Annotated in this window: 24 protein-coding genes; 6 read left to right on the top strand and 18 right to left on the bottom strand. The window is 74.2% G+C overall.

Annotated features, from left to right (window positions below; all coding sequences use genetic code 11):
* Positions 1 to 187: 187 nt before the first annotated feature.
* From ACIQCH_RS15115 to ACIQCH_RS15105, 3 genes are all read right to left on the bottom strand, one after another.
* On the bottom strand, positions 188 to 481 hold the full coding sequence (locus ACIQCH_RS15115) for a zf-TFIIB domain-containing protein (RefSeq protein ID WP_402581116.1): 294 nt from the start codon (positions 479 to 481) through the stop codon (positions 188 to 190).
* 69 nt (positions 482 to 550) lie between these two features.
* A complete protein-coding gene (locus ACIQCH_RS15110) occupies positions 551 to 1,519 on the bottom strand; it encodes a phosphotransferase (protein ID WP_402581115.1) in 969 nt (322 codons plus the stop codon).
* 306 nt (positions 1,520 to 1,825) lie between these two features.
* Positions 1,826 to 2,008, bottom strand: a complete 183-nt coding sequence (locus ACIQCH_RS15105) for a hypothetical protein (protein WP_030192839.1) — start codon at positions 2,006 to 2,008, stop codon at positions 1,826 to 1,828.
* 561 nt (positions 2,009 to 2,569) lie between these two features.
* Here ACIQCH_RS15105 and ACIQCH_RS15100 point away from each other — a divergent pair.
* Positions 2,570 to 3,823, top strand: coding sequence for a protein kinase (locus ACIQCH_RS15100; RefSeq protein WP_402581114.1), 1,254 nt, complete (start codon positions 2,570 to 2,572; stop codon positions 3,821 to 3,823).
* Between the two features lie 518 nt (positions 3,824 to 4,341).
* Here ACIQCH_RS15100 and ACIQCH_RS15095 read toward each other — a convergent pair.
* From ACIQCH_RS15095 to ACIQCH_RS15055, 9 genes are all read right to left on the bottom strand, one after another.
* On the bottom strand, positions 4,342 to 5,160 hold the full coding sequence (locus ACIQCH_RS15095; protein ID WP_402581113.1) for a TrmH family RNA methyltransferase: 819 nt from the start codon (positions 5,158 to 5,160) through the stop codon (positions 4,342 to 4,344).
* A gap of 124 nt (positions 5,161 to 5,284) precedes the next feature.
* Complete coding sequence (gene cobA / locus ACIQCH_RS15090) at positions 5,285 to 6,535, bottom strand: uroporphyrinogen-III C-methyltransferase (RefSeq protein ID WP_402581112.1); 1,251 nt, start codon at positions 6,533 to 6,535, stop codon at positions 5,285 to 5,287.
* 232 nt (positions 6,536 to 6,767) lie between these two features.
* Positions 6,768 to 10,439 carry a nicotinate-nucleotide--dimethylbenzimidazole phosphoribosyltransferase gene (gene cobT, locus ACIQCH_RS15085; RefSeq protein ID WP_402581111.1) on the bottom strand — a complete coding sequence of 1,224 codons (3,672 nt, stop codon included), beginning with the start codon at positions 10,437 to 10,439 and terminating at the stop codon, positions 6,768 to 6,770.
* A gap of 431 nt (positions 10,440 to 10,870) precedes the next feature.
* Positions 10,871 to 12,073, bottom strand: a complete 1,203-nt coding sequence (cbiE, locus tag ACIQCH_RS15080) for a precorrin-6y C5,15-methyltransferase (decarboxylating) subunit CbiE (protein ID WP_402581110.1) — start codon at positions 12,071 to 12,073, stop codon at positions 10,871 to 10,873.
* 128 nt (positions 12,074 to 12,201) lie between these two features.
* The gene (locus ACIQCH_RS15075; protein WP_402581109.1) at positions 12,202 to 12,843 is read right to left on the bottom strand and encodes a GNAT family N-acetyltransferase; all 642 of its coding nucleotides are present in this window, start codon (positions 12,841 to 12,843) and stop codon (positions 12,202 to 12,204) included.
* 258 nt (positions 12,844 to 13,101) lie between these two features.
* Entirely contained in the window at positions 13,102 to 13,965 is an 864-nt protein-coding gene (locus ACIQCH_RS15070) for a MetQ/NlpA family ABC transporter substrate-binding protein (RefSeq protein ID WP_402581108.1), read from the bottom strand.
* Positions 13,966 to 14,045: 80 nt separating this feature from the next.
* A complete protein-coding gene (locus ACIQCH_RS15065) occupies positions 14,046 to 14,714 on the bottom strand; it encodes a methionine ABC transporter permease (RefSeq protein ID WP_030192858.1) in 669 nt (222 codons plus the stop codon).
* The gene (locus ACIQCH_RS15060; RefSeq protein WP_402581107.1) at positions 14,711 to 15,772 is read right to left on the bottom strand and encodes a methionine ABC transporter ATP-binding protein; all 1,062 of its coding nucleotides are present in this window, start codon (positions 15,770 to 15,772) and stop codon (positions 14,711 to 14,713) included. Before ACIQCH_RS15060 ends, ACIQCH_RS15065 begins: the two co-directional genes overlap by 4 nt.
* A 369-nt stretch (positions 15,773 to 16,141) precedes the next feature.
* Positions 16,142 to 16,687 carry an HAD-IA family hydrolase gene (locus tag ACIQCH_RS15055; RefSeq protein ID WP_402581106.1) on the bottom strand — a complete coding sequence of 182 codons (546 nt, stop codon included), beginning with the start codon at positions 16,685 to 16,687 and terminating at the stop codon, positions 16,142 to 16,144.
* 67 nt (positions 16,688 to 16,754) lie between these two features.
* Here ACIQCH_RS15055 and ACIQCH_RS15050 point away from each other — a divergent pair, with 67 nt between their 5' ends.
* Complete coding sequence (locus tag ACIQCH_RS15050) at positions 16,755 to 17,123, top strand: hypothetical protein (RefSeq protein WP_402581105.1); 369 nt, start codon at positions 16,755 to 16,757, stop codon at positions 17,121 to 17,123.
* Positions 17,116 to 17,589 carry a hypothetical protein gene (locus ACIQCH_RS15045; RefSeq protein WP_402581104.1) on the top strand — a complete coding sequence of 158 codons (474 nt, stop codon included), beginning with the start codon at positions 17,116 to 17,118 and terminating at the stop codon, positions 17,587 to 17,589. The genes ACIQCH_RS15050 and ACIQCH_RS15045 overlap by 8 nt, the downstream gene beginning before the upstream one ends.
* Positions 17,590 to 17,646: 57 nt before the next feature.
* On the opposite strand, the gene ACIQCH_RS15040 is transcribed toward ACIQCH_RS15045, so the two are convergent.
* From ACIQCH_RS15040 to ACIQCH_RS15030, 3 genes are all read right to left on the bottom strand, one after another.
* Entirely contained in the window at positions 17,647 to 18,153 is a 507-nt protein-coding gene (locus tag ACIQCH_RS15040) for a GNAT family N-acetyltransferase (protein WP_402581103.1), read from the bottom strand.
* Positions 18,154 to 18,190: 37 nt separating this feature from the next.
* Positions 18,191 to 18,697 carry a sigma-70 family RNA polymerase sigma factor gene (locus ACIQCH_RS15035; RefSeq protein ID WP_402581102.1) on the bottom strand — a complete coding sequence of 169 codons (507 nt, stop codon included), beginning with the start codon at positions 18,695 to 18,697 and terminating at the stop codon, positions 18,191 to 18,193.
* 88 nt (positions 18,698 to 18,785) lie between these two features.
* The gene (locus ACIQCH_RS15030; protein WP_402581101.1) at positions 18,786 to 19,994 is read right to left on the bottom strand and encodes a glycerophosphodiester phosphodiesterase; all 1,209 of its coding nucleotides are present in this window, start codon (positions 19,992 to 19,994) and stop codon (positions 18,786 to 18,788) included.
* A 174-nt stretch (positions 19,995 to 20,168) separates the two neighbouring features.
* Between ACIQCH_RS15030 and ACIQCH_RS15025 the strand changes: the two genes are divergently transcribed.
* Positions 20,169 to 20,942: a lysophospholipid acyltransferase family protein gene (locus ACIQCH_RS15025; protein ID WP_402581100.1), complete on the top strand. Its 774-nt coding sequence runs from the start codon at positions 20,169 to 20,171 to the stop codon at positions 20,940 to 20,942.
* A gap of 101 nt (positions 20,943 to 21,043) precedes the next feature.
* Here the strand turns inward: ACIQCH_RS15025 and ACIQCH_RS15020 are convergent, their stop codons facing one another.
* From ACIQCH_RS15020 to ACIQCH_RS15010, 3 genes are all read right to left on the bottom strand, one after another.
* Positions 21,044 to 22,528 (bottom strand): membrane-associated oxidoreductase, encoded by a 1,485-nt coding sequence (locus ACIQCH_RS15020; protein ID WP_402581099.1) that lies wholly within the window; start codon positions 22,526 to 22,528, stop codon positions 21,044 to 21,046.
* Positions 22,529 to 22,621: 93 nt separating this feature from the next.
* Positions 22,622 to 24,190, bottom strand: coding sequence for an MFS transporter (locus tag ACIQCH_RS15015; RefSeq protein ID WP_402581098.1), 1,569 nt, complete (start codon positions 24,188 to 24,190; stop codon positions 22,622 to 22,624).
* Positions 24,187 to 24,735, bottom strand: a complete 549-nt coding sequence (locus tag ACIQCH_RS15010) for a TetR/AcrR family transcriptional regulator (RefSeq protein ID WP_402581097.1) — start codon at positions 24,733 to 24,735, stop codon at positions 24,187 to 24,189. The genes ACIQCH_RS15015 and ACIQCH_RS15010 overlap by 4 nt, the downstream gene beginning before the upstream one ends.
* 83 nt (positions 24,736 to 24,818) lie before the next feature.
* Here ACIQCH_RS15010 and ACIQCH_RS15005 point away from each other — a divergent pair, with 83 nt between their 5' ends.
* Both ACIQCH_RS15005 and ACIQCH_RS15000 read left to right on the top strand, forming a co-directional pair.
* Complete coding sequence (locus tag ACIQCH_RS15005; protein ID WP_402581096.1) at positions 24,819 to 25,346, top strand: HAD domain-containing protein; 528 nt, start codon at positions 24,819 to 24,821, stop codon at positions 25,344 to 25,346.
* Positions 25,347 to 25,484: 138 nt separating this feature from the next.
* A complete protein-coding gene (locus ACIQCH_RS15000) occupies positions 25,485 to 25,997 on the top strand; it encodes a hypothetical protein (RefSeq protein WP_402581095.1) in 513 nt (170 codons plus the stop codon).
* Positions 25,998 to 26,035: the final 38 nt, after the last annotated feature.

Below are 26,035 nucleotides of genomic sequence, written 5' to 3'. Positions count from 1 at the left end.
CCGAGGGCCTTCTGCGTTGCTCCGAGGGCCCTTCTGCGTTGCTCCCGGCCGTACGCCCGCTCGGCGGGGCGGGTGCCTGGTGGGTGGGTGCTCGGTGGGTGGGTGCCGGAACGGGAACGCGCCCGGCAGCCGGAAGGCGGCGCCGGGCGCGTCACGTCGTCGAGGGGTGGCCGTGGGGGCCGGGGCCTCAGGAGGAGAACAGCAGACGGCCGAAGCCGCTCTTGTGGTGGCCGTGGTGCCCGTGGTGACCCTGGTGGCCGCCGTGGTGCTGCGGGGCGCCCCAGGCGGGCGCCTGGCCTGCCGGGTAGGCGGGCGGCGCCGGCGGCGGCGGGACGGGCTGTCCGTACTGCGACTCCAGGCGGGTCAGCGCCTCCAGCTCCCCGTAGTCCAGGAATATGCCGCGGCAGCCGCTGCACTGCTCGATCTGGACACCGTTGCGGTTGTACGTGTGCATCATGGCGTGGCACTTCGGGCACTGCATGATCGGCTTCACTCCTCGCCGTCGGACGTGTTCGTCCCCGGAATCCTGCCCGGCGACGCGAGCCTCACCCTACGACGGAAGCACGGGCTCCAAGTCCGGCGGGAGTGTGGCAATTCGGGAACAACTGTCGGTCATCATCCGCTCCACCTCGTCCAGTCCGCGCTCCTCCTGGACTGACTTGGCGATGGCGAGCGCGGCGGTCTGCACCGTCAGGGCGCGGGCCGCCACGTCGAGTTCCCGCCACGGGTCCCGGCCGGCCGGACCGGCCGCCGGACCGCCCGCCGCACGGTAGGCCCCCAGGAACCGCTCCCAGACCTCGGGGTCGAGCAGGCCGGCCGCGTACCAGGCGGCGGGACGGGCCAGGTCCCAGGCAGGGTCCCCCAGCCCCATGTCGTCCACGTCGATCAGCAGCCAGGGCCCGTCGGGGACGGGGTGGCGGACCAGCTGGCCGAGGTGCAGGTCGCCGTGGCACACCGTGGCCGAGGCGGGGGCCGGACCCTCGCCGCGCGCCCAGGCGGGCAGGCGGGCCGCCGCCGCCAGCACGGTGGCCGCGTCGGGGTGCGGCCCGGCGGCCGCCATCCGCGACAGGGCGCGGGCCACCTTGGCCGGACCGCGCATCGGCGGCAGCGGCTCGGGCAGTACGGCGGCCGGCAGCCGGTGCAGCCGTGCGAGCAGCCGTGCCGCGTCCTCCCACGGGGCGGCCTCGGGCGCGGCCGGGTCCACCGGGGCGCCGTGCGGCCAGGCGGTGACCGCGCGGCCGCGCAGGAGCGTGGTGTACGCGCCCTCGGGGGTCAGCACCGGCAGCGGGGCGAGCAGGATCCCGTCCAGGGACGGGGCTGCGGCGAGGCGGACGCGTACGGCCAGCTGCGCCTGGTCGGTGCCGGGGGCGTGCGCCTTGACGACGACGTTGCCGCTGCGCACGACGGTGCCGTCGGGGCGGTCGGCGAGGAGGGTGTGCTGGCGGGGTACGCCGGTGCGGCCGCGGGGGCCCGGGCAGGTGACGAGCGCGGCGAGTTCCGCCGCGAAGCGCGCGTTCACGGTGCCCCCAGTCGTCCCCGGTCCGGTCGTACGGCCTGCGCCGCAACCTCAGGATCGTACGCGCCACCGGTCCTCGAACCCACATCCCGGTGCGCAGCCGCGCCGGGAGCGCAGCCACGTGGAGGAGGGGGCCCGCGGGTCCGCGCGAAAGGGTGCCCGCGGGTCCGCGCGAAAGGGTGCCGCCCCGCGACCTCTCGGTCGTGGGGCGGCACCCTTTTCTCACTGCCGTCCGCCGCGCCCCCGTCCCCACGGGGCCACCGGCGCGGATGTCCGGCCCGGGCCGCTCTCCCGGACCCGGGGCGCCGCTCAGCGCCCCAGCATCGCGCCCACGGACGACGCCTGTGTCACCACCGCGTCCCAGCCGCCGAAGACGACGACCAGGAGGGCGGCGAGGGGGAGCACCATGGCCGCGGCCACCAGAGGGTGGCGCGTACCGGAGGGCTTGCGCGTCCGCGTGCGGAGGATGGTCCGCCCTGCCGTGTACGCCATGGTCCGCTCCCCGGTCCTCTCCCCGTCGATCTGGCAGCGGCGGGCTGGTGACCTCGGGGGACGAGTGCTTCACCCGCCGCTTGACCTCAAGACTAGGAGCGCGCGGCCGCCCGGTCCTCATGCCGACGTACCCATTCCCGGGCCTCCAGGAGGATGACGCCCCGCCCCCGCGCGTACTCCCCTGGGTGGAGACGGCGTCGCCCGTCTCGGGGTCATCCCGGAAGGGGTGTGGCGATCCGCCGTTTACACCTCGTAACCGCGTGACTTCGATCACTTCCGGCCACCCACGCCCGGGCGGGCGCCGGTCCGTGGGTACGCCCGTCCGCTCGTGCGCCCCTCGGAGCGACGAGGTGCGTCCCGGCGAGGCCAATACCCCTTCACCGCAAGGCATTTACTGCCGGGCCGACCTCGTACGGACGTTCGACGCACGGTTCCTGACCGACCCTCAAGTGGCCCCCGCCGCACGGACGATCGAATCCCGGCGGGAGGGCGCGGCCTCTGAGCACACTTGCCGGATCGTCCGTAAGCTGTGCCACGTCAACAGGACGACCGGGCAGCGGGGTGGACATGGCGATGATGCGGCTCCGGCGCGAGGACCCGCGTGTCGTCGGCAACTTCAGGCTGCACCGCCGCCTCGGCGCGGGCGGCATGGGCGTGGTCTACCTGGGCTCGGACCGGCGCGGCCAGCGCGTGGCGCTCAAGGTGATCCGCCCGGACCTCGCCGAGGACCAGGAGTTCCGCTCCCGCTTCGCCCGCGAGGTGCAGGCGGCCCGTCGCATCCGCGGGGGCTGCACGGCACGGTTGGTGGCCGCCGACCTGGACGCCGAGCGCCCCTGGTTCGCCACCCAGTACGTGCCCGGGCCCTCGCTCCACGACAAGGTCAACGAGGGCGGCCCGCTCTCCGCCGCGCAGATCGCCGCCATCGGTGCCGCGCTGTCGGAGGGCCTGGTCGCCGTGCACGAGGCCGGGGTCGTCCACCGCGACCTCAAGCCCTCGAACATCCTGCTCTCCCCCAAGGGCCCCCGCATCATCGACTTCGGCATCGCCTGGGCCACCGGGGCGTCCACCCTCACCCACGTGGGCACCGCCGTCGGCTCCCCCGGCTTCCTCGCGCCCGAGCAGGTGCGCGGCGCGGCCGTGACCCCGGCCACCGACGTGTTCGCGCTCGGCGCCACCCTGGCGTACGCCGCCACCGCCGACTCGCCCTTCGGCCACGGCAGTTCCGAGGTGATGCTGTACCGGGTCGTGCACGAGGAGCCGCAGCTGTACGGCGTGCCGGACTCGCTCGCCCCGCTGGTGCAGGCCTGCCTGGCCAAGGACCCGGAGGAGCGCCCCACCACGCTCCAGCTGTCGATGCGGCTCAAGGAGATCGCGGCCCGCGAGGCGCAGGGGCTGCCGGACCTGCGGCCGCCGGCGCCGCGCACGCAGCAGGACCGGCCCAGCGGCCGGCTGGCGGAGCAGTACGCGCACCAGCGCACCGAGCGCCGGCCGGCGGGCACCCCCGCGCCGCGCCCCCAGCAGGGCGCCGGCACCCGCCCGGCCACCGGCCCCGCCTCGGGGTCGGGGCCGCGCACGCCTGGTGGCGCGATGGCGGGCCAGGCCCGCGACACCGTGCGGTCGGGACCGCGCACCGGACCCCAGTCCCGGCCGCGCACGGGTCCCCGTACGGACGGTCGGGGCGCGGCCCGGGCCACCGGGGCGGGGGCGCGCCGGCCGGCGGGGCCGGACCGGAAGCTGCTGCGGCAGCGGCTGATCGTGTTCGTGGTGGTCACGCTGATCGTGGCGCTGGGGATCGCGGCGGCGCAGAAGTTCTAGGCGCGGGGCGGGTTCTCGGTGCGGGGCGGGTTCTCGGTGCGGGGCAGGTTCTACGCGCGGCACAGGTTCTCGGTGCGGCGCAGGTTCTAGCAGGTTCTGGGTGCGGCGCAGTTCTCGGTGCGGCGCAGGGTGCAGCACGCTTCGGGGTGGCGAGCGGGAGCTTCGGTGGGCTCGCTTCGAGGGGTGGGTCGTGTGGTGTGTGGGTCCCCTCGGTGCTTGACCCGGTATGGCCTGCAGGCCCTGCGGCAGGCCCACCCCTGGGGCAAGGGGGCTCCGCCCCTGGCCTGCGGCCACCCCAGGCCCGGGCCTGCCTCCGGACCAGCCTGCCCTACCGCCTCAAGCACCTCCCCCACACACCACACGACCCACCCGGCACCGCCGAGGATCCGGCAACCCGGATCTGTGTGTCGGGTGGGTTTGGGGCGGGTGGGCTTGTGTCGGGTGGGCTTGGGGCGCGTTGGGGCCCTAGCGGGGCGGGACCCGACCGGCTCACGGATGCGTCGGGGTGGGGCGGGGGCTCAGGCGCCCGGGCGGCCCGTGGCCACGGCGTAGAACGCGACGGCCGCGGCCGCGCCGACGTTGAGAGAGTCCACGCCGTGGGCCATGGGGATGCGCACCCATTCGTCGGCAGCGCGCAGGGCCTGCGTGGACAGGCCGTCGCCTTCGGCGCCCAGCATCAGCGCCACCCGGTCCAGGGTGTGCGGGGCGGCGTCGTCGATGGGGGAGGCCTTCTCGTGCGGGGTGAGGGCGAGCAGCTTGAAGCCGTGCTCGCGGACCGTCTCCAGGCTGCGCGGCCAGGACTCCAGGCGTGCGTACGGCACGGAGAACACCGCGCCCATCGAGACCTTCACCGAACGCCGGTAGAGCGGATCCGCGCAGTCCGGGGAGAGCAGCACCGCGTCCATGCCGAGGGCGGCGGCGCTGCGGAAGATGGCGCCGATGTTGGTGTGGTCGTTGACGGACTCCATCACCACCACGCGGCGGGTGCCCGCCAGCAGTTCGTCGGCGGTGGGGAGCGGCTTGCGCTGCATGGAGGCCAGCGCGCCGCGGTGCACGTGGTAGCCGGTGACGCGCTCGGCGAGCTCCGGGCTCACCGCGTACACGGGGGCCGGGAGCTCGTCGATCACGTCGCGCATGACGTCGACCCACTTCGCCGACAGCAGCATCGAGCGCATCTCGTAGCCGGCTTCCTTGGCCCGTCTGATGACCTTCTCGCCCTCGGCGATGAACAGGCCCTCTGCGGGCTCGCGCTTGCGCCGGAGTTCGACGTCGGTCAGGCCCGTGTAGTCGCGCAGGCGCGGGTCGTCGGGGTCCTCGACGGTGATGAGATCAGCCACAGGGTGATACTGCCTTGTCCTGGGTGTGGTGCCAACGGGCGGGTACGAGATGGGTTACCCGCGGTTACTCGCGCCCGGTCCCGGATGGGTGGGGCGACCGCCGCGGGCGGTCGCCTTCCGGGTGTCAGGCGGTGGTGCGGATCGGGGGGACGCCCACGTTCACGACGTCGCCGATCACGATGACCGCCGGCGGGCGGACGTCCTGGGCGCGCACGGTCTCGCCCACGGTGGCCAGGGTGGCGTCCACGCGGCGCTGGGTGGCCGTGGTGCCCTCCTGGATGACCGCCACGGGCGTCTCGGCGGCCTTGCCGTGCGCGACGAGCGCGGCGGCGATGGCGCCGATCTTGTCCACGCCCATCAGCACCACGAGGGTGCCGGTGAGCTTGGCCATCGCGGCCCAGTCGACGAGCGAACGCGGGTCCTCGGGCGCGACGTGGCCGCTGACCACCGTGAACTCGTGCGCCACACCGCGGTGGGTGACGGGGATCCCGGCGGCCGAGGGCACCGAGATCGAGCTGGAGATGCCGGGCACGACGGTGCACGGGATGCCGGCCTCGGCGAGCGCCTGGGCCTCCTCCATGCCCCGGCCGAAGACGTACGGGTCGCCGCCCTTGAGGCGGACCACGGCCTTGCCGGCCTTGGCGTGCTCGATCAGGGCGTTGTTGATGGCCTCCTGGGCCATGAAGCGGCCGTACGGGATCTTCGCCGCGTCGATGACCTCGACGTGCGGCGGCAGTTCGTCGAGCAGGTCGCGGGGGCCGAGCCGGTCCGCGATGACCACGTCGGCCTGGGCCAGCAGGCGGCGGCCGCGCACGGTGATGAGGTCGGGGTCGCCGGGACCGCCGCCGACGAGCGCGACGGAGGGGCCGCGCAGGTCCTTCGTACGGTGCTCGGGGGCGGCCAGGGAACCGTCCCTGAGCCCCTCGACGATGGCGTCGCGGACCGCGGCGGAGCGGCGCGGGTCGTTGCCGGTCAGCACGGCGACCGTGACGCCCTCGCTGCGGCCGGTGGCGGGGGTCCAGGCGGTGGCGGCCTCGGCGTCGTCGCTGCGCACGCACCAGACGCGCGCACGCTCCGCCTCGGCGGAGGCGCGGTCGTTGGCCTCGCGGTCCCGGGTGGCGATCAGGGCGTACCAGGCGTCGGCGAGGTCGCCCTCCTGGTAGCGGCGGCGCTCCCAGCGGATCTCGCCGGTCTCCGCCATGGCGTCCACCGAGGGGGTGGCGGACGGGGAGATCAGGACGACTTCGGCACCGGCCGCGACGAGGGCCGGCAGGCGGCGCTGGGCGACCTGGCCGCCGCCGATGACGACGACGCGGCGGCCGGTGAGGCGCAGGCCGACGGGGTACGCGGGGGCCTGGGGTTCCTGTGCTGCCATGGCGGTGCGGCTCCTGAGGGGCGGTGTGCCTGGGTGCCGCTGCTGCGTTGGAGCGGCGTGTCCTTTGTGACGTGCGGTTTCGGGTGCGTGCCGGGTCCACGATACGGCGGGTGCCCGGACCGTCGCCCTGCGGGGCGGGGCCCCGGCCCCCCGGCCGCCCCCACGCGCCGGCGGGGCCGGAGTCGCCGCGGCGGGGCCGCGATCGCGGCCCCGCCGGCGGGATCGGTACGGGTTACTTCTCGGTGACGCCGGCCGAGTCGAACGTGGCCACCTCGTGCATGGCGCGGGCGGCGCTCTGCACCAGCGGGAGGGCCAGGAGGGCGCCGGTGCCCTCGCCGAGGCGGAGGTCGAGGTCGACCAGCGGGCGCAGACCGAGCTTGTTCAGGGCCGCGACGTGACCCGGCTCGGCGGAGCGGTGGCCGGCGATGCAGGCGGCCAGGGACTCGGGGGCGATGGCGCGGGCCACCAGGGCGGCCGCCCCGGCGCTGACGCCGTCGAGGATGACCGGCGTGCGCAGGGAAGCGCCACCGAGGACGAGGCCCACCATGGCCGCGTGCTCCAGGCCGCCGATGGCCGCCAGGACGCCGATCGGGTCCGCCGGGTCCGGCTGGTGGAACTCGATGGCCCGGCGGACGACCTCGGTCTTGCGGGCCAGGGTCTCGTCGTTGATGCCGGTGCCGCGGCCGGTGACCTCGGACGGGTCCGTGTCCGTGAAGACGGAGATCAGCGCGGCGGAGGCGGTGGTGTTCGCGATGCCCATCTCACCGGTGAGGAGGCCCTTGTTGCCCGCTGCGACGAGGTCGCGGGCGGTCTCGATGCCCACCTCGATGGCCGCGATCGCCTCCTCGCGGGTCATCGCGGGACCGGTGGTCATGTCGGCGGTGCCGGCCCGGACCTTGCGCGGCAGCAGGCCCGGGGTGGCCGGCAGCTCGCCGGCGACGCCCACGTCGACGACGCAGACCTCGGCGCCCACCTGGTTCGCGAAGGCGTTGCAGACCGCGCCGCCGCCGAGGAAGTTGGCGACCATCTGCGAGGTCACCTCCTGCGGCCAGGGGGTGACGCCCTGGGCGTGCACGCCGTGGTCGCCCGCGAAGATCGCGACGGCCGCGGGCTCCGGGATCGGCGGGGGGCACATCCGGGACAGCCCTGACAGCTGCGCGGAGATGATCTCCAGCATGCCGAGCGCACCGGCCGGCTTGGTCATGCGCTTCTGCCGCTCCCAGGCCTCGCCGAGCGCCTTGGCGTCCAGCGGGCGGATGTTGGAGACGGTCTCGGAGAGCAGGTCGTGCGGCTCCTCGCCGGGCAGCGCGCGGCGGCCGTACGTCTCCTCGTGGACGACCCACGACAGCGGGCGGCGCTTGGACCAGCCCGCCTGCATCAGCTCGGGCTCGTCCGGGAACTCGTCGACGTACCCGACGCACAGGTAGGCGACGACCTCCAGGTGCTCGGGCAGGCCGAGGGCGCGGACCATCTCGCGCTCGTCGAAGAAGCTGACCCAGCCGACGCCCAGGCCCTCGGCGCGGGCGGCGAGCCACAGGTTCTCCACCGCGAGGGCGGAGGAGTACGGCGCCATCTGCGGCTGGGTGTGGCGGCCCAGGGTGTGGCGGCCGCCGCGGGTCGGGTCGGCGGTGACCACGATGTTCACGGGCGTGTCGAGGATGGCCTCGATCTTCAGTTCCTTGAACTGCTTCGCCCGGCCCTTGGGCAGCGACTTGGCGTAGGCCTCGCGCTGGCGCGTGGCGAGCTCGTGCATGGTGCGCCGGGTGTCGGCGGAGCGGATGACCACGAAGTCCCAGGGCTGGGAGTGGCCGACGCTCGGGGCGGTGTGGGCGGCCTCGAGGACGCGCAGCAGCACCTCGTGCGGGATCGGGTCGGTGCGGAATCCGTTGCGGATGTCGCGGCGCTCGCGCATCACGCGCAGGACGGCCTCGCGCTCGGCCTCGGCGTAGCCGGGGGCCGGGGCGGGGCGCTCCTCGTCGGTTCCGGGGGCCTCGTCGGCGGCGGCGTCGACGGGTGCGGTCGGCTCGGTGGGCTCCACCGGGGCGGCCTGGTCCGCCGCGGGCGGCTGCGGGGCGTCCGTGGCGGCGACGGCCTCGGGCGCGGCGGCCGGCTGCTGCGGGGCCGCTTCCGGGGTCTCGGGCACGACGGTCACGGCCTCGGCGGGCACGGCTTCCGGGCCTTCCGCGGGGGTGGCCCCGTCGGCGAGGGCCTCGGGCTGCTGCGGTACGGGGGCGGGCTGCGGCTCGGCGGCGACCGCCTCGGGGGCGACCGGCTGGACCGGCACGGCTACGGGCTCGGCGACGGGCTCCACGACCGGCTCGGCGACCATCGGCTGCGCGACGACCGGCTCGGCGGCGACCGGCTCGGCGGCGGGCTCCACCACCACGGGCCCGGGCGCCGGCGCGAGCGGTGCCTCGGCCGCGAGCGGCTGGGCGGCACCGTCGGCGGGGGCCTCGACAGCGGCCTCGGCGACGGCCTGCGACTCGGCCGGGGCGGGCTCCGCGGGCGGGGCGACCGCCGGCTCGGCGTCGGCCTGCGCGGGGACGGCGGCCTCGGGCACCACCGGCTCGGCGGGACCGGTGGCCGCGGCGACGGCGGCCTCGGCGGCGGCCGGATCGGCGATGACGGACTCGGCGACGACGGACTCGGCGACCACGGGTTCCGCGACCGGGGCCTCCGCCGCGGCGGGCACCGGCTGGGCCACGACGGCGGCGCCGCCCGAGACCAGGACGTCGGCCAGGACCGGGCCGGGCGCGGGCGCGACGGCCTCGGCCACCGGCTCGGCGACGACCGCGACGGGCTCGGCCGGGGCGGCGGGCACCGCCGCGACGGCCTGTTCCGGGGCGGGGACGGCGAGGACCTCGGCGGGGACGGTCACGCCCTCGGCGGGGGTGGCCTCCGGGCCAGGGGTGGGGACGGCGGCCGGCACGACCGCTTCGGCGGGTCCACCGGGAACGGCGACCGGCTGCCCGGCGGTCGCGCCGGGCAGGCCCGGGTCGGCGGCCACGGGCGGAACGGGGGCACCGGGCGTGCCGGGGGTCGCCGCTCCGCCGGCCGCTGCCACGGCCTCCGGTGCCGGGCCGGCCACGGGCTCGGCGACGGCGGCCGGCACCACCGGCTCGGCGCCCTGCGGCGGCTCCGTGCCCCAGGGGGCGCCCGCCTGCGGCGGGATCTCGCCCAGCTGCGGGCCGGGCAGCACGCCCGCGTCGAGGTGCTCGGTGCGCGGTACGTCGAAGTACTCGGGGCCGGTGGTCGGCGGGCCGGGCTGGCGTACGGGCATGGCCGCGGGCGCGGTGGCGGCGACCGGGGCGGCGGGGGCGGCGAGCGGGGCGGCGGGGACCGGCTCGGCCGGGGCGGCGGGGCCGCGGTCGGCGAGGGAGCGTACGACCCCGCCGGTGGCGTCGGGGACCGGCGGGCCCATGTGCAGCGGGCGGCGGGGCGGGGTGGTGGGCACGCCGGCGGCCGGCGTCATGCGGACGCCACCGAGGTCCACGGCTCCGGAGTCGCGGCCGCCGGCCTCGTGGGAACCCATCTCGTAGGCGCCGGGGGCGGGAAAGCCCGCAACGCCCGGGGCCTGCGCGGCGGCCGGGTCGAAGCCGGCGGTGTCGAAGGCGACCGGCTCGTAGCTGCCGGTCTGGAAGGAACCGGTCTCGAAGGCGTCCTCGCCGAAGGGCGCGGGCGGGGCCTGGGGCACGATCTGGGGGTCGCTCCAGACGCCCTGGCCGGTGCCGCTGGGCATGAGCAGCACCTCGTCCTCGTCGGCGCCGTTGTCGGCCGGGTCGAGGTAGGTGTACGCGCCCGGAACCGGGAGGCCCGGCTCCGCGGCGGGGATGCCGCCCTGCTGATCCACCATGCCCGCGTTCTCCGGGAGACCCTCGCCCGGAACCTGGCCGGTGTCAGTCATGCGTACCCCTCGCCCATCGGTTGTGCTTCTTCGATCAGGTCGCCCGGGCGCCCGATCACGGCACACCCGGCGCCCGTATGAAGAACGAGCGGGTGAGCCGCGCGGCACGAACGCCCGCCGACAACAAGCATTGTCGCGGTCGTTCGCCGCCATGACAGCCTTTACCGCCATGGCCCGCTGTGGACTGCGCCACGTCGCGCGTCCTCCGGTCTCGCCGTACCACAAAAGGCGCCCGAGCAGGGCGCCTTGTCCGGACATTTGGGACGGGAATCACCCGCACGGTCCAGTGCAGTACAACGGTCGGCCAGCCTACCGCGCGTGGCGCGCCGTCAGGATCACGGGGCGCCCCACGCCGGGCCCGTTCCGCATGCCGGACGGCCGGACGGTCGGACGCGTCGCCCGGCGAACGCTCCGGCGCGCGCCGCCGTGCCTCAGCGGCTCTCCGTGCGCTGCGCCGAGAGGAGGAACACGACCGACCGCTCGCGTTCGTCCCAGCTGTGCGGGTCGAGGCAGAGGGACTGCAGCAGGACGCACTCCACGTCGTAGCCGCTCTCGGTCAGGGCGCGGCCGAGGGCTTCCGCCTCGTCGCGGGTGGCCGCGTGGGCGACGATGCGCTCGGGGCGCCGGTCGGCGCAGGCGGTGACCACCTCGACGCCTCCCCCGCCGATGCGCACGACGTCGGGCTCGGGGAGGGCTTCGAGGACGTGCGGGGCACGGCCGTGGACGACCTGGAGCTGAACGCCCCGTGCCCGGGCCGCGACCGTCGCGCGTTCGCAGGCGCGGAGGTCCGCGTCGATCGCGATGACGGCGGCGCCGAAGGCCGCGGCGTCGACGGCGAGGGCGCCGGTGCCGGTGCCGATGTCCCAGACGAGGTCGCCGGTGCGGGGTCCGAGGCGGGCCAGCTGGGCGGCGCGCAGCTGGCCGCCGGCGCCCTCGGTGGCGCCCTCCTCCGCGCGGGCCCAGCCGCGCTCGCGGGCGGCACCGGGGTGGCCGCCGGCGAGCCAGCCGCCGTCGGCGCCGTCGACGGTGCCGCCGCCCCCGATGACGATGACGACGTTGGGGTCGCGCCAGGTGTGGTCGGCGGCCTTGTCGGAGGTGAGGACGGTGACCTGCTCGCGCGCGGTGCCGAGTTCCTCGCAGATGACGAAGGTGCGGTGGACGCCGTCGAGGAGGAGGGCCAGTTCGGCGGGGCCGGCTCCCGGGGAGGTCAGCACGGCGACCTTGGGGTGGGCACGGCAGACGTTGACGGCCCGGCGCAGGGTGCGCGGGTGGGCGACAACCACGCGGGCGTCGTCCCAGGGCATGCCGGCACGGGCGAAGGCGGCCGCGACGGCGGAGACCGCGGGGACGACCTCGACCTCGAGCCCGTGTTCGGGGGCGCGGAGGGCGCGTACGACGCCGAAGAAGCCGGGGTCGCCGTCGGCGAGGACCACGGCGGTGCCGCGGTGGCCGGCGATCGTGCGGGCGGCCAGGCCGATGCTGCCCAGGCGGACGCGCTCGGCGGCCGGGGGGATCTCGGCGAGGTCCAGGTGGTGGGCGGCGCCCGCCACGAGGGTGGCGGCGGACAACGCGGACTTCGCGGCCGCGGTGAGGGGTGAGCCGTCCCAGCCGATCACCGTGACCCGGTCGGCCATGTGCGTCAGTCTCCTTTGGTCCGTACCGCGCGGTACCCGTGAGACTACCTGGTCACGGCGTACGCGGGCGCGGGCTCCACGGGCCCGGCCCGATCGTCCCGGTCGGTTCGGGTGGGGGGGGCGGCGGGCTAGTTCCAGTCGGTGTATCCGGCGGTGTAGCCGCCCGCGTCGGCGAGCTGGTCGTCGACGCCGTCGAGGTCCTCGGGCAGCAGGCTCCAGACGATGAGATCGGTACGGATCTCCGCCCAGCCTCCGTCGAGGGTCTGGGTGCGGACTATGCCCGCGTTGCGCAGGACCCCTTCACTGATGCAACCGATCTTCTGGGCCACCTGCTGGGAGGCGGTGTTGTCGGCGGCGGTGCGCAGTTCGAGGCGTTCGAACCGCTGGTCGCCGAACAGCCACTGGGCGACGGCGAGGACGGACTCGCTGGCATAGCCCTCGCCCCTGGCCCAGGGCGCGGTGACGTACCCGACCTCGGCGCTGCGGGTGCGCCAGTCGGTGTTCCGGAGGTGGACGATGCCGACGAGGCGCTGGGTGAGGAACTCGGTGACGGCGAAGACGATGCCCCGGCCCTCGGTGCGCTCGGCGGGGGCGAGGCGGCCCGCCCAGGCCCGGGCGTCGGCCGCGGTGTAGGGGTGCGGGACGGAGGTCCAGGCGGTGACGAGCTCGTCGTTCATCATCTCGGCGAGCGCGATGACGTCGGCCTCCTCGAAGGGTCGCATCACCAGCCGGTCGGTGCTGATGGAGACGTCCGGGAAGGTGGTAGTCATGCGCAGCTCCATGCCGTGGGACCGGATTCCGGGCCTTTTCAGGGCCTTTGACGGCCAGTTAGAGAGGGCTTTCCTGGCACAGCATGCAGCATCGGCCCACGGGTGCGCATGACTGGGCCCCGCACCCCCGGCTCAGGAGGGTGCGGGGCCGAGTCGTCCCTGGCCCGGTGCGGTTCCGGGCGGTTGCGGGTACGCCGGACCAGGCCCGCCGGAACCGGGTATTCCGGGCTCCGGCGGGCGTGTCCGGGGCGCGCCGGATCAGGCGGCCGGCTTGCCGAAGGCGGGGATGACCGAGCCGGCGTAGGTGTCGTCGATGAACTTCTTGACCTCGGGGGAGTTCAGCAGCTCGGCGAGCTTCTTGATCCGCGGGTCGTTCTCGTTGCCGCGCTTCACGGCCAGGAAGTTGGCGTACGGGTTGCCCTCGGCCTTCTCCAGGGCCAGGGCGTCCTTCGCCGGCTTGAGGTCGGCCTCGAGGGCGTAGTTGCCGTTGATGACGGCGGCGTCCACGTCGTTCAGGGCGCGCGGGACCGTGGCGGCCTCCAGCTCCTTGAACTCCAGCCCCTTCTTGTCGGTGATGTCGGACAGCTTGGCGCTGGTGCCGACGCCGTCCTTCAGCTTGATCAGGCCGTTGGCGGCCAACAGCTGGAGGGCGCGGCCCTCGTTGGTGGTGTCGTTCGGGACGGCGACGGTCTGGCCGGCCTTGATGTCCGCGAGGGCCTTGACCTTCTTGGAGTAGAGGCCGAGGGGCTCCAGGTGCACGTTGACGACCGGGACGATGTCCGTCTTGTTCTTGGCGTTGAAGTCGTCGAGGTACGGCTTGTGCTGGAAGTAGTTGGCGTCGACCTGGCCCTGCTGGGTGGCGGTGTTGGGCAGGACGTAGTCGGTGAACTCCTTGACCTCCAGCTTGAGGCCCGCCTTCGCCGCCAGGTTGTCCTTGACGAACTTCAGGATGTCGGCGTGCGGGACCGGGGAGGCCGCGACGACCAGGGGCTTGGAGGCGTCGGCCTTCGCGCCGTCGCCCGTGGCGGAGGACGGGTCGGAGGAGGTGCCGCAGGCCGTGAGGCCGAGGGCGAGCCCGGCGGTGGCGAGGGCGGCGGCGGTGAGCTTGGTGTTCTTGCGCACGAAGAGTGCCTTTCTGGGTGGTGCTGACTGCGCCCGAGCACAACGAGTGCGGGCTGGTGGGGGAGAGAAGTCCGTGGGGGTCAGGCGGTCCGGCCGCGGCGGGCCAGCAGCCGTACCGCGCCGTCGCCGACGAGCTGGATCACCGTGACGAGTACGACGAGCACGACGACCGTGGCGACCATGAAGCCGGTCTCGAAGCGCTGGAACCCGTAGGTGATGGCCTTGGAACCGAGGCCCTCGCCGCCGACGGCGCCGGCCATGGCGGAGTAGCCGATGAGGGTGATGACGGTGGTGGTGACGGCCGCGACGAGCGAGGGCAGCGCCTGCGGCAGGAACACCTTCCAGACCAGGGTGGGCACGCCGCCGCCCATGGACTGGACGGCTTCGACCAGTCCGTGGTCCACCTCGCGGACTGCCGTCTCGACGAGGCGGGCGAAGAACGGGACGGCGCCGATGGCCAGCGGCACGATCATCGCGCTGGGGCCGATGAACGTACCGACCACGAGGGTCGTGAACGGGATCACGGCGATCAGCAGGATGATGAACGGCAGCGAGCGGCCGATGTTCACGACCACGCCGATGGCCTTGTTGAGGACCCGGTTCTGGAGCAGTCCGCCCTTGTCGGTGAGGACGAGGAGGAGGCCCAGCGGGAGTCCGCCGGCCACCGTCGCCAGGGTGGACCACAGCACCATGTAGAGGGTGTCGTACGTGCCCTGGGTCAGCAGGGGCTGCATTTCCGACCAGGTCACTGGGCACCGTCCTTGATCAGCTCGGCCTCGGCGACCGCCTCCGCGGCGGCCAGGCTGTCGTCCACCACGTCCACCTGGAGGCCCTGCTCGCGCAGGAAGCCGACGGGTACGACGTTGTCCTCGTAACGGCCCGGCAGCTCGATGCGCATGCGGCCGACCTGGCGTCCGGCGACGGTGTCCATCGCGGCGCCGAGGATCGAGATGTCGATGTTGTACGTACGCGAGAGTTGCGAGATCACCGGCTGCGTGGCGGACTCCCCTCGGAACGTCACGTCCACGACGGTGCGCTCGGGAGCGGTGGCCGTGCCGCTGACCGGGAACAGCTCGGCGGCCAGCTCGGAGCCGGGGGTGGCGAGCAGCTCGGAGAGGGTGCCGGACTCGATGACGCGGCCCTTCTTCATGAGGGCGGCGGAGTCGCAGATGCTCTTGACCACGTCCATCTCGTGCGTGATCAGCAGGATGGTCAGGCCGAGCTGCTGGTTGAGGTCGCGCAGGAGCTGGAGGATCGAGCGGGTGGTCTCGGGGTCCAGGGCGCTGGTGGCCTCGTCGGAGAGGAGCACCTTGGGGTCGCCGGCCAGGGCGCGGGCGATGCCGACGCGCTGCTTCTGGCCGCCGGAGAGCTGGGCGGGGTAGGCGCCGGCCTTGTCGGCGAGGCCGACGAGGTCGAGGAGTTCGAGGGCCTTGCGGCTGCGCTCGCGGCGGTCGACGCCGAGGATCTCCAGGGGGAGCTCGATGTTGGCGGCGACGGTGCGCGAGGACAGCAGGTTGAAGTGCTGGAAGACCATGCCGATGCGGCTGCGGGCCTCGCGCAGCTCCTTGCCGGCACGGCGGCCGTTGCCGGCGAGGGCGGTGAGGTCGGTGCCGTCCACGGTCACGGTGCCTGAGGTGGGGCGCTCCAGCAGGTTGACGCAGCGTATGAGGGAGGACTTGCCGGCGCCGCTCTGTCCGATGACGCCGTAGATCTCACCCTCGCGGACGTGCAGGTCGACGCCGTCCAGGGCGGTGACCTCGCGGCCACGGGACTGGTAGACCTTCGTGAGGCCCTTTGTGGTGATCACAGGAATTCCGTCGCTGTCGAGTGCGCGGCGGTGCGGCGCCGGGCACGGGGCGTTGCATCTGGGGACGCGATACGGGTCGAAACCGGGAGGAACCGGGCGTCAACACGTGCGCGGGGCGGGAGCGTTCCGCGGGGCGGACAGGCTCGGCCGGGGTCTCGCTTCGGGGCGCGAGGCGCGGGAAAGGGGCCCTCAGAAGGCGCACATTCGACACATACAACGAGCACCGGGCGTCATCATCGCCTCGGTCGCAAGGGTGCGGCTGCTCGTCGTGGTCATGGGCCCCAGTAAAGCAGACCGTCCGCCGAGCCGATCAATTCTGTCCGTATAGCGGACAGAATTCGGCCGTATACCGGAACGGACCGGACATCCTCAGCCCTCCGTCCCGACCTCCAGGACACCGTTCCTGACCTGCACGGACACCGCCGAAAGGTCCGGTACGACCGCGTCCGCGAACAGCGCCGCGGCGGGGTGCGTTGTGGTCAAGGCCACGGTCCGCATGCCGGCCGCGTGACCCGCCGCGAGCCCGGCGGGGGCGTCCTCCAGGACCACGCAGTCGGCCGGGTCCACGCCCAGCCGCCGGGCGCCGAGCGAGAAGGGCTCGGGGTGCGGCCTGCCGTGGGCCACGTCGTCCGCCGCGACGAGCACGGGAACGTCGACGCCCACCTCGCGCAGCCGCGCCTCGGCCACCCGCCGCGTGGCGGAGCTGACCACGGCCCAGCTGCCGGCGGGCAGGGCGGAGAGCAGGTCCTTGGCACCGGGCAGCAGCTCCACTCCCCCGGGCACGTCGGCCACCTCCAGCCCCTCGACGGCGGAGAGGAGGGTCCCCTCGTCGCCGAGCAGCAGGGCCCGGGCCGGGAAGAGCGCGCGGTCGGGCAGGATCGCGCGGTCGGGGAGGAAGGCGCCGGAGAAGCTCATGCCTCCAGCTAAGCCCGGGTCGGGGGCCCGGCGCATCGGGTCTTTGGACCCGTAATACCCTCGCTGCATGCTCGATGCCCTCACCCTCACCCTCGGCGTGGCCGCGCTGGCCCTGGCCGGGTGGTGCGGATTCGCCGCCTACCGGGACCAGCCGACCAAGGACTGGCACTTCATCGGCATGGCCGTGGTGACCGTGCTGGCACTGGTCCAGCTGGTGGTCGGCATCGTCGAGCTGGCGCAGGGCGGCGAGCCCGACGAGGGTGGCGTGATCTTCACGGCGTACCTGATCGGCGCGCTCTGCGCGATCCCGGCCGCCGGGTTCCTGTCGCTGACCGAGCGCACCAAGTGGGGCTCGGTGACCGTCGCCGCGGGCGCCGTGGTCCTGGCCGTACTGGAAGTGCGGCTCACCGACATCTGGGGAGGCACCGGTGCCTGAGACCTCCGCGGCGGGGGCCGCGACCGAGTCCGGGACCGCGACCGGTTCCACGTCCGCCGCGGCAGGGCGGGACCGCCGCCTGGTCAAGGGCCCGGGGCTGCTGCTCGTCTGGCTGTACGGCGTCATGGTGGTCGGCGCGGTGTCCCGCTCGGCCTACCAGATCTCCACGGAGTTCGACCGGGCGCCGCTGGCGTACGCGCTGTCGGCCGTGGCGGCGCTGGTCTACGCGTTCATCACCTATTCGCTGGTGCGCGGCGGCGAGGCGGCCCGCAAGGCGGCGCTGGTGTGCTGCGCCGCCGAGCTGGCCGGCGTGCTCGCCGTGGGCACCTGGACGCTGGCGCGCCCGGACGCCTTCCCCGACGCGACCGTCTGGTCCGACTTCGGCATGGGCTACCTGTTCATCCCGGTGCTCCTGCCGGTGACCGGGATGCTCTGGCTGCGCCGCGCCCGGCGCACGCCCGCATAGCGGACCGCCGGGGTGCGCGTACGGTCGCACGGGCGCCCGTACGCGCACCGCGGTCGCTCAGGCGCTGACCGCGAAGGAGTCCGCCGTGGGCGCCTCCTTCTCCAGCACGATGAGCCGGACCCCGTCCTCGCCGGTGCGGTCGCCGACGGCCACGTACCCGGCGCGCCGGTACAGCCGCAGGTTGCCCTCGCTCTTGTGCCCGGTGAACAGCCGGTACCGGACCGCGTCCCCGCGCTCGGCCAGCGCGGCCTCGACCGCGTGCAGCAGCCGGGCGCCCAGGCCGTGGCCCTGCAGGCGGGGGTGGACGCCGAGCTTGCCGATGGCGGCGGTGCCCTTGTCGTCCAGGGAGCCGCGCACCATGCCGACGACCTCGTCCCCGAGCCGGGCCACCATCACGCAGTCCGCGGTGAGTTCGGCCCTGACCGAGTCGAAGGACTGCACGAGCGGGCCGATGCGGTAGTTGCCGTAGAGCTCGGCCTCGCTCTGGAAGCACAGGTACTGCAGTCTGAAGATCTGCTCGGCATCCTCCGCGTTCGCCGCAGAGATGGTCACGCTCATGCCCATGTGCGCATGCCTCCCGCTCACCTGGTAGCCCGTCGGTCTACCGCTCCTTTCCCCGCCGTTCAGGAGCCGCAACCTCTGCCGCGAGCATTCTGCGCAGACATCCCAGGCAACGGGAACGAACAGGCCCCAAACTTCCTTGTGAGATACCCAACTCGCCTGCGATTTCCCGGTAGGTGAGGTCCCGGGGCGAAAGAAGCGCGCCCATCAGCTCCGGACACCGGCCGGGCAGCCGGGCGACGGCCGAACGGAGGACCCGCTCCTCCTCCTCCGCCAGCGCCGACCTCTCCGGGCCGCGGTCGCCCCCTGCCGGGCGGTCCCCGTACGGCACCTCGCGCAGTGCGCGGCGGCGGGCCCGGCGGGCCTCGGCCCGTACCGCGCGGCGCAGCCAACGGGCGGTCTCGGGCGGGCGGCCGGCCACCGTGTCGCGCTCCAGCAGGCGCAGCCAGACGGCCTGTTCGAGGTCGGCGGGGTCGATTCCCGCGGCGGGGGCCTCGGCCGCCGCCTCGGCGGAGAGCAGCGGGCCGAGTTCGGTCACCAGGTCCATGCCCGGGGGACGCGACGGCCGCGGCCCGGGGTTTCCCCACGGACCGCGGCTCACCCGAACGGGCGTATGCGGGCCCGGCGCCGCGCGGTCAGCGGCCGTCGAAGTCGGCGGCGGCCAGCAGCGCGGTGTCCGGCTGGTCGGTGAAGATCCCGTCGATGCCCTGCTCGAAGTAGCGGCGGAAGGCCGCGAAGGCGTCGCCGTAGGCGTTCGGGTCGGTGCCCTTGCGGAAGTCCGCCGCCAGGAAGGCGTTCTCGTTGCGGGCGGTGTAGGGGTGCAGGACCAGGCGCCGCGCGTGGGCGTCGGCCACCAGGGTGGTCGGGGTGCCGAGCCGGCCGGCGGCGTCGCGCGGCAGGATCAGGTCCATGGTGGGCCCGATGCCCTGGGCGAAGCCCGCGATCCAGGCCAGCCCCTCGGGCTTGACCAGGTCCGCGACGGTGCGCGGGTCCCCGGCCTGCTCGAAGTCCCAGGGGCGGGTGTTCGCCGCGGACAGCAGCACCACGCGCGGCGCGTCCACGAGGCGGGCCAGCCGCTGGATGCTGGAGGGCTCGAAGGACTGGAGGAACAGCGGGGCGTCGCGGCGGTCGCGGCCGTAGCGGCGCAGCAGCTTCGCGAGCGGCTCCTCCAGGCCCAGCCCGAGGGAGCGGAAGTAGGTGGGGTGCTTGGTCTCGACGTGCAGCCACACCTCGCGGCCGCGGCGGCGGCCCTCGCGGCGGGCCCAGCGCAGCACCTCCTCGAAGGTGGGCACGGCCCAGCGGCCGTCGTAGAGGGTGTTGCGCTGGCGCACCGCCGGGATGCGCTCCTTGGCCCGCAGGGTCTTGAGCTCGGCGAGCGTGAAGTCCTCGGTGAACCAGCCGGTGATCGTCACGCCGTCGACGGTCTTGGTGGTGCGGCGGCCGGCGAACTCGGGGTGGTCGGCGACGTCGGTGGTGCCGCCGATCTCGTTCTCGTGGCGGCAGACCAGGTGCCCGTCCTTGGTGGGGACCAGGTCCTGCTCGATCACGTGCGCGCCCATGTCGAGGGCCAGCTGGTAGGAGCCGAGGGTGTGCTCGGGCCGGTAGCCGCTGGCTCCGCGGTGGCCGATGACCGTCGGCACGGGCAGGCTCCGGTAGCCGCGGCCGGTGCCGCCGCCGTCCCCGCCGGTCCGCTCGGCGGCCGTGCGTACGGCCTCGGCGGCCGGGCCCGCGTGCGGGCCCTGGGCCGCCGCGGCCGGGCCCGCGCCCAGGCCCACGGCCGTACCGCCCGCGGCCAGCACGGCCGCCCCCAGCACCCGGCGACGCGCCGTCCCACCCTGTGTCATGTGAATGCTCCTCGGCTGATCGGCTCGGCGGGCCCTCCACCCGGGGTCTCCGGGGTCCTCCGGCCCGAGAATTCGGCCCGGTGATGGTAGGCAGCGGGACCTTGCGCGGGGGCGATCGCGGCCGGAACACGACGGAAACACACGTCAACACTGCGTATCGGATACGTGAACCCGATGTGCGCTCCACCCCGACGCGCGAGTATCGTCCTCACCTGCACCGACGTTGCGCTGTACCGCGGTGCACGAACGACTCAAGACGCCGGAGGGCTCACGTTGTCCCGTTTCGTGCTGATCAGGGCTTCACTTCGACCGTTCCTGCGCATGATGTTCCGTCTGCAGGTCGAGGGTGCCGAGAACATCCCCGGCACCGGTCCGGTCATCCTGGCGGGCAACCACCTCACCTTCATCGACTCGCTGATCCTTCCGCTCATCTCCGAGCGGCAGGTGTGCTTCATCGGCAAGGACGCGTACGTCACGGGCAAGGGTCTCAAGGGCCGCCTGATGGCCTGGTTCTTCACCGGTGTCGGCATGATCCCGGTCGACCGCGACGGGGCGAACGGGGGCGTGGCCGCCCTCATGACCGGCCGCCGGGTCCTGGAGGAGGGCCGGGTCTTCGGCATCTACCCGGAGGGCACCCGCTCCCCCGACGGCCGCCTCTACCGCGGTCGTACCGGCATCGCCCGGCTCACCCTGATGACCGGGGCGCCCGTGGTGCCCTTCGCCATGATCGGCACCGACAAGCTCCAGCCCGGCGGCGCGGGCGTGCCGCGGCCGGGCAAGGTCACGGTGCGGTTCGGCGAGCCGATGGAGTTCTCCCGGTACGAGGGCATGGACCGCGACCGGTACGTGCTGCGGGCCGTCACGGACTCGGTGATGACCGAGGTCATGCGCCTGTCCGGCCAGGAGTACGTGGACATGTACGCGACCAAGGCCAAGGAAGCCGCGTGAACCCTCGCCGCTGAGGCTCCGAAAAAGGGCCGGATCCCGTCGGGTCCGGCCCTTTCCCGTGCCCGCCCTTTCCCGTGCCCGTTCCCTTCCCGCGCCCCCTCCTACTGCCGGCTCAGGGAACGGGTGATGCCCGCGGCGATGGTGGTGGCCAGCGTCCAGCCGGTGACGATCAGCAGGTACGACAGCCACTGCTGCCAGCCCGCCGGCGCGAAGGCGCTCTCCTGCCCGAAGCCGATGATCGGCAGCAGCAGGTCGAGCGTGTAGAAGACCGGGTTGAACTGCGGGGCCTCGTCCGCCTTGAGCGGCACGGGGTGGTGCACCGCGAAGGCGACGGAGCCGACGAGCAGCAACGCCACCAGCCATCCGGCCGCCCGCATGGGCCGGAACCCGTAGCCGACGGTCGCGTCCTGCAGGATCCCCCAGATCCGGGCGTACCGGGGCAGGGTCCGGCGGTGGCGGCGGAGCTTGGCGAGCTGGACGGTGCGGGCGCCCGCCTCGTCGCCCGCCGTGCGGTAGGCCGCCGCGAGCTGCTCGTACGCGTACGGCAGGTAGCCCGCCGCGTCGCGTTCGAGCAGGGGCAGCCGCTCCTCGGCGGGGCGGTGCGGGGCCAGGGTGCGGTACGTCAGGCCGTCGAGGCGGACCTCCTCGGGCAGCACCTCGGTCGGCACGTGCAGCAGGTCGAGCTGGGAGCGGCGCAGGTTCACGATGCCGCGCACCGGCCGGGCGCCGCGCAACCACAGCTCGCCGACGTCGGCACTGCTGATCCGCAGCGCCTGGTCGCCCGGGTTGGCGAGGGTGGCGCGGTGCAGGTCGAGCTGGCCGGGGATGCGGGCGCCCTTGAGGTCGATCCGGCCGTCGGCCCGGATGTCCTTGGCGGACAGGTCGGTGCCGACGGAGAGGGTCTCGGCGTGGATGGCGCTGCCGCCCGGGTTGCTGAAGGTCCCTGAGTCCAGGAGCACGCGGCCGGCGACGGTGGTGCCGTTGAGCAGCAGCCGGCCGTGGACGGTCAGGCGCTTGGCGCGGATGTCCGTGCCGACGGTGGTGTGGTTGAGCAGCAGGCTGGTGGGCTGGGACTCGTCGTGCCGGACCGGCGCTCCGGGGGTGCCGATCACGGCGTCGTTGAGGAACACCCCGCCGCCGATGCGCGCCCCGGAGAGCCGCACCTGGCCCCTGATGCGGGCGCAGGAGAGCCGGAGGTAGACCTCGAGGTCCAGGTTGGAGGCCTCCAGGCCGGGGAGGACGGAGTCGGTGAGGGCCAGGACCCGCATCCGGGCCCCGTAGAGGTCCGGCTCCTCCTCGAAGTGGCAGGTGCGCAGCCGTACGGGGTGGTCGATCGCGGCGTACTTCAGGCGCAGGGTGCCGGTGATCCGGGCGCCGTACAGGGTGAGGCCGGCGGCGGCGCCCTCGCGGGTCGGGGCGGTCAGGAGCAGGGTCCGCAGGACCTCGGCCCGAACGGTGCGGTCGGCGCCCCACGCGGCGCCGTCGGCGGCGTCCTCGTCGGGGTCCTCGCGGAAGTCCACGCCCTCGTCGTACGGGAACGCCTGCCAGATGCGGCGCTCCGCCGGGGTCAGGTCGGTGATCTCCATCGGGCGGATGCTGCCGCTCGTGCGATCATACTGTCAACTCCCGGCGGAGCGATGGCCGCTGGCGGTACGTCAGCGGCCGGGCGGACCCTCGGATCAGTGCTCGACGTGGTCGGCGAGCTGCTGGCCGCGCAGCAGGAACCAGGCGGCGACCGCCGTGGCCAGCAGGACCGCGGCGCCCACCAGCGAGGCCATGTGCAGGCCGTCCACGAAGGCGCCCCGTGCTGCGGCGGCGAGCTGTTCGCCCGCCCCGCCCGGCAGCGCCCCGGCCGCCTCGACGGCCCCGCCGAGGGACTCGTGGGCCGCCTCGGCCACCGGGGCCGGTACGCCCTCCGGGACCGGGAAGCCCCGGTAGACGCCGGTCACGATGGAGCCGAGCAGGGCGATGCCGAGTGCGGCGCCGAGCTCGTACGCGGTCTCGGAGACGGCGGAGGCCGAGCCGGCCTGCTCCTTCGGCACGCTGGAGAGGATCACGTCGGCGGTGACCGTGAAGGAGAAGCCGGCGCCGACGCCGACCACCAGCAGGGCCGCACCCAGGATCGGGTAGCCGCTGTTCTGGTCGATCAGGGCGAGCGCGCCCAGCGCCAGGCCGATGGCGGCCAGGCCGCCGGTGACGACGGACCGCACCGAGAACCGGCGGGCGGCCCGGCCGGCCAGGAGGCCGGTGGCCACCGCGCCGAGGGCGGCGGGCAGCTCGGCCAGGCCGGCCTCGAGCGGGTCGCGGCCCTGGACGAGCTGGAGGAACTGGGAGAGGAAGAAGACCAGTCCGGACAGGCCGAACACGGTCAGCAGGTCCGCGAGCACCGCGCCCGAGAAGCCGCGGTGGCGGAACAGGCGCATGTCGAGCAGCGGCGCGGGGAGCGTGAGCTGGCGGCGGACGAACAGCCACAGGGCGCCGGCGCCGAGCAGTGCGGCCGCACCGGCCTGGGCGGTCGGCCCGTACGCGGCCGTCTCCTTGACGGCGTACACGAGGCCGATGACGCCGACCAGGGACAGGCCCACGCTGGGCAGGTCCCAGGGACCGGCCACCGGGTTCTTCGACTCGGGCAGCAGCTTGACGCCGACGAGGACGAGGAGCGCCATGACGGGCAGGTTGATGAGGAAGACCGAGCCCCACCAGAAGTGGTTCAGCAGGAACCCGCCGACGACCGGGCCGACCGCGGCACCGGCGGAGGCGGCGGCGCCCCAGATGCCGATGGCGAGGCTGCGCTCCCTGGGGTCCTGGAAGATGTTCCGGATCAGGGCCAGGGTGGAGGGCATGAGGGTCGCGCCAGCGACGCCGAGCAGGGCGCGGGCGACGATCATCATCTCGGGGCTGGTGGCGTACGCGTTCAGGACGGACACGGCGCCGAAGGCGACGGCGCCGGTGAGCAGCAGCCGCTTGCGGCCGATGCGGTCGCCGAGGCTGCCCATGGAGACGAGCAGACCGGCGATGACGAACGAGTAGACATCGCCGATCCAGAGGAGCTGGGCGCCGGAGGGCTGGAGGTCCTCGCTGAGGAACGGCGTGGCCAGGCCCAGCACGGTGGCGTCGACCGCGACCAGCAGCACGGCCAGCACCAGGACGGACAGCGCGAGCCAGCGGCCGCGCGAGCCGGCGGCGGCCGGCGGCGTGGCGGTGGTCCGTGTTCCCTTCCCTGCCCGCAGCTGTTCGGTACTGGTCATTTCTCACTCCGTCGTGCGCCACCGAGCAGCAGCTCGATGATCATGTGTTGGAAGTCCTTGGCGGCGACCCGGCCGTCCATGACGGCCCAGGCGCAGGTGGCGATGAGGCCGTAGAGGGCCTCGGTGAGCCAGGCGGGGCTGAGGTCGATGCGGATCTCGCCCCGTTCCTGGCCGCGCCGGAAGAGCGCGGAGACGCGGGCGTCGAGCCGGGCCCAGCCCTCGTTGACCTGGTCGCCCTCGAAGAGCTGGTTCTCGGTGACGAGGAAGGCGAGCAGCTGGGCGTCGGGCTCGGACTCGGCGACCAGGCGCCTGAGCGCCTCGACGACGGAGCCCTCCTCCAGCCCGGCCCGGTCGAACGCCCCCTCGAACTCACGGATGCCGAGGTCCTCGAGGGCCCGGACGAGCGCGTCGCGGCCGGCGAAGTGCCGGTGGAGCGTGGCGCGGCCGATGCCGGCGGCCTTGGCGACCTCGTCCATCGTCGCGGTCGACTTGCGGGAGAGCAGGGCGGCGGCGGCGCGCAGTACGTGGTCTCGATCCATGGCCATGAGACAACGATACCCCACCTGAGACATCCATGTCTCATTTTACTGCGCGGCAGACCCCTGCCGCGGACCGGAAAGGTATGCACATGACAGCCGCGACACCCCGAAGGCCGCTGCTCCTGATCGACGTGGACGGACCGCTCAACCCGTACGCGGCCCCGCCCACCCGCCGCCCGCCCGGGTACCGGACCCATCGCATGCGCCCGACCGGCTGGACGGACGGCAAGCCGCTGCGGGTGTGGCTGAACCCCGCACACGGCGCGGAGCTGCTCGCCCTCGCCGACCGGTACGAACTGGTCTGGGCGACGACCTGGAAGGGCGAGGCGAACCGCTGGATCGGCCCGCCGCTCGGGCTGCCGGAGCTGCCGTTCGTCGACTGGCCGCAGATGCACGGCCGCGCGCCGCGCGGCACGTTCTGGAAGACGCAGTACGTCCTCGGGTACGCCGCCGGCCGCCCCTTCGCCTGGCTCGACGACGACATCACGGACCTCGACCGCGAGTACGTCGCCCGGCACCACCTGGCGCACGCGCTGCTGCTGCGCGTCGACGAGCGCATCGGTCTGACCCGCCCGGACTTCGACGCCCTGGCGGCGTGGGCCCGCGAGGACGCCTGAGGGGGCCGTCACCCGTCCGGACCGTCCCGGCGGTCGCCGCGGGCGTGCCGAGGCGAGTCTGGAGGCCCCACTAGCCTTCACCGACCGTCGGCCGGGCGCCGGACGTCCTGCCCACGGGCCGGTGGGAGAGGTTGCCCCATGCGCACCGAGGAAGACGTGCGAGACCTTCCCCCGTTCGTGATCAAAAGGATCAAGAACTCCCACGACTGGGACCGGTTCCTGATCACGCAGGCCCAGCGCTACCTGGTCCGGGCCCTGCCCGAGGCCAAGGCGCGCACCGTGTACGGCGATCTGACCCGGGCGGCGGCCAGTCTGGACGGCAAGGCCCAAGCGCTGAAGCCGAAGGAGGTCTTCGCCCGCATGGAGCCCCTGCTGGACACGTTCTCGGACATCGAGGACCTGTGCCCGCCACCGAGGCCCATCCACATCCGGTGGCCGAAGCCGCACCTGGAGCGCGAGACCGCGGGCCCGCTCCCCGACCCGTGGCTCGTCCTCGGCCCACTGCCCGATCCGTGGTTCGCCGACGTCACACCGGTCCGGGCGCTCCCGGTCCTGGAGGCCCTCGACTCGCTCGCCGGGGAGTTCAGCGACTCCAAGACGGGCGCACTGTTCCGGGAGGCCCTCGCCGGAGCCCGGGCCGGCATCGGCTGAGCCGGCACCGGCCGGGCCGCGCCGGCGCCCCGGCGGCG

The sequence above is a fragment of the Streptomyces sp. NPDC093225 genome (assembly GCF_044753805.1).
In the GTDB taxonomy this organism is placed as follows: domain Bacteria; phylum Actinomycetota; class Actinomycetes; order Streptomycetales; family Streptomycetaceae; genus Streptomyces.
This window is presented reverse-complemented; position numbering and strand designations above follow the sequence as displayed.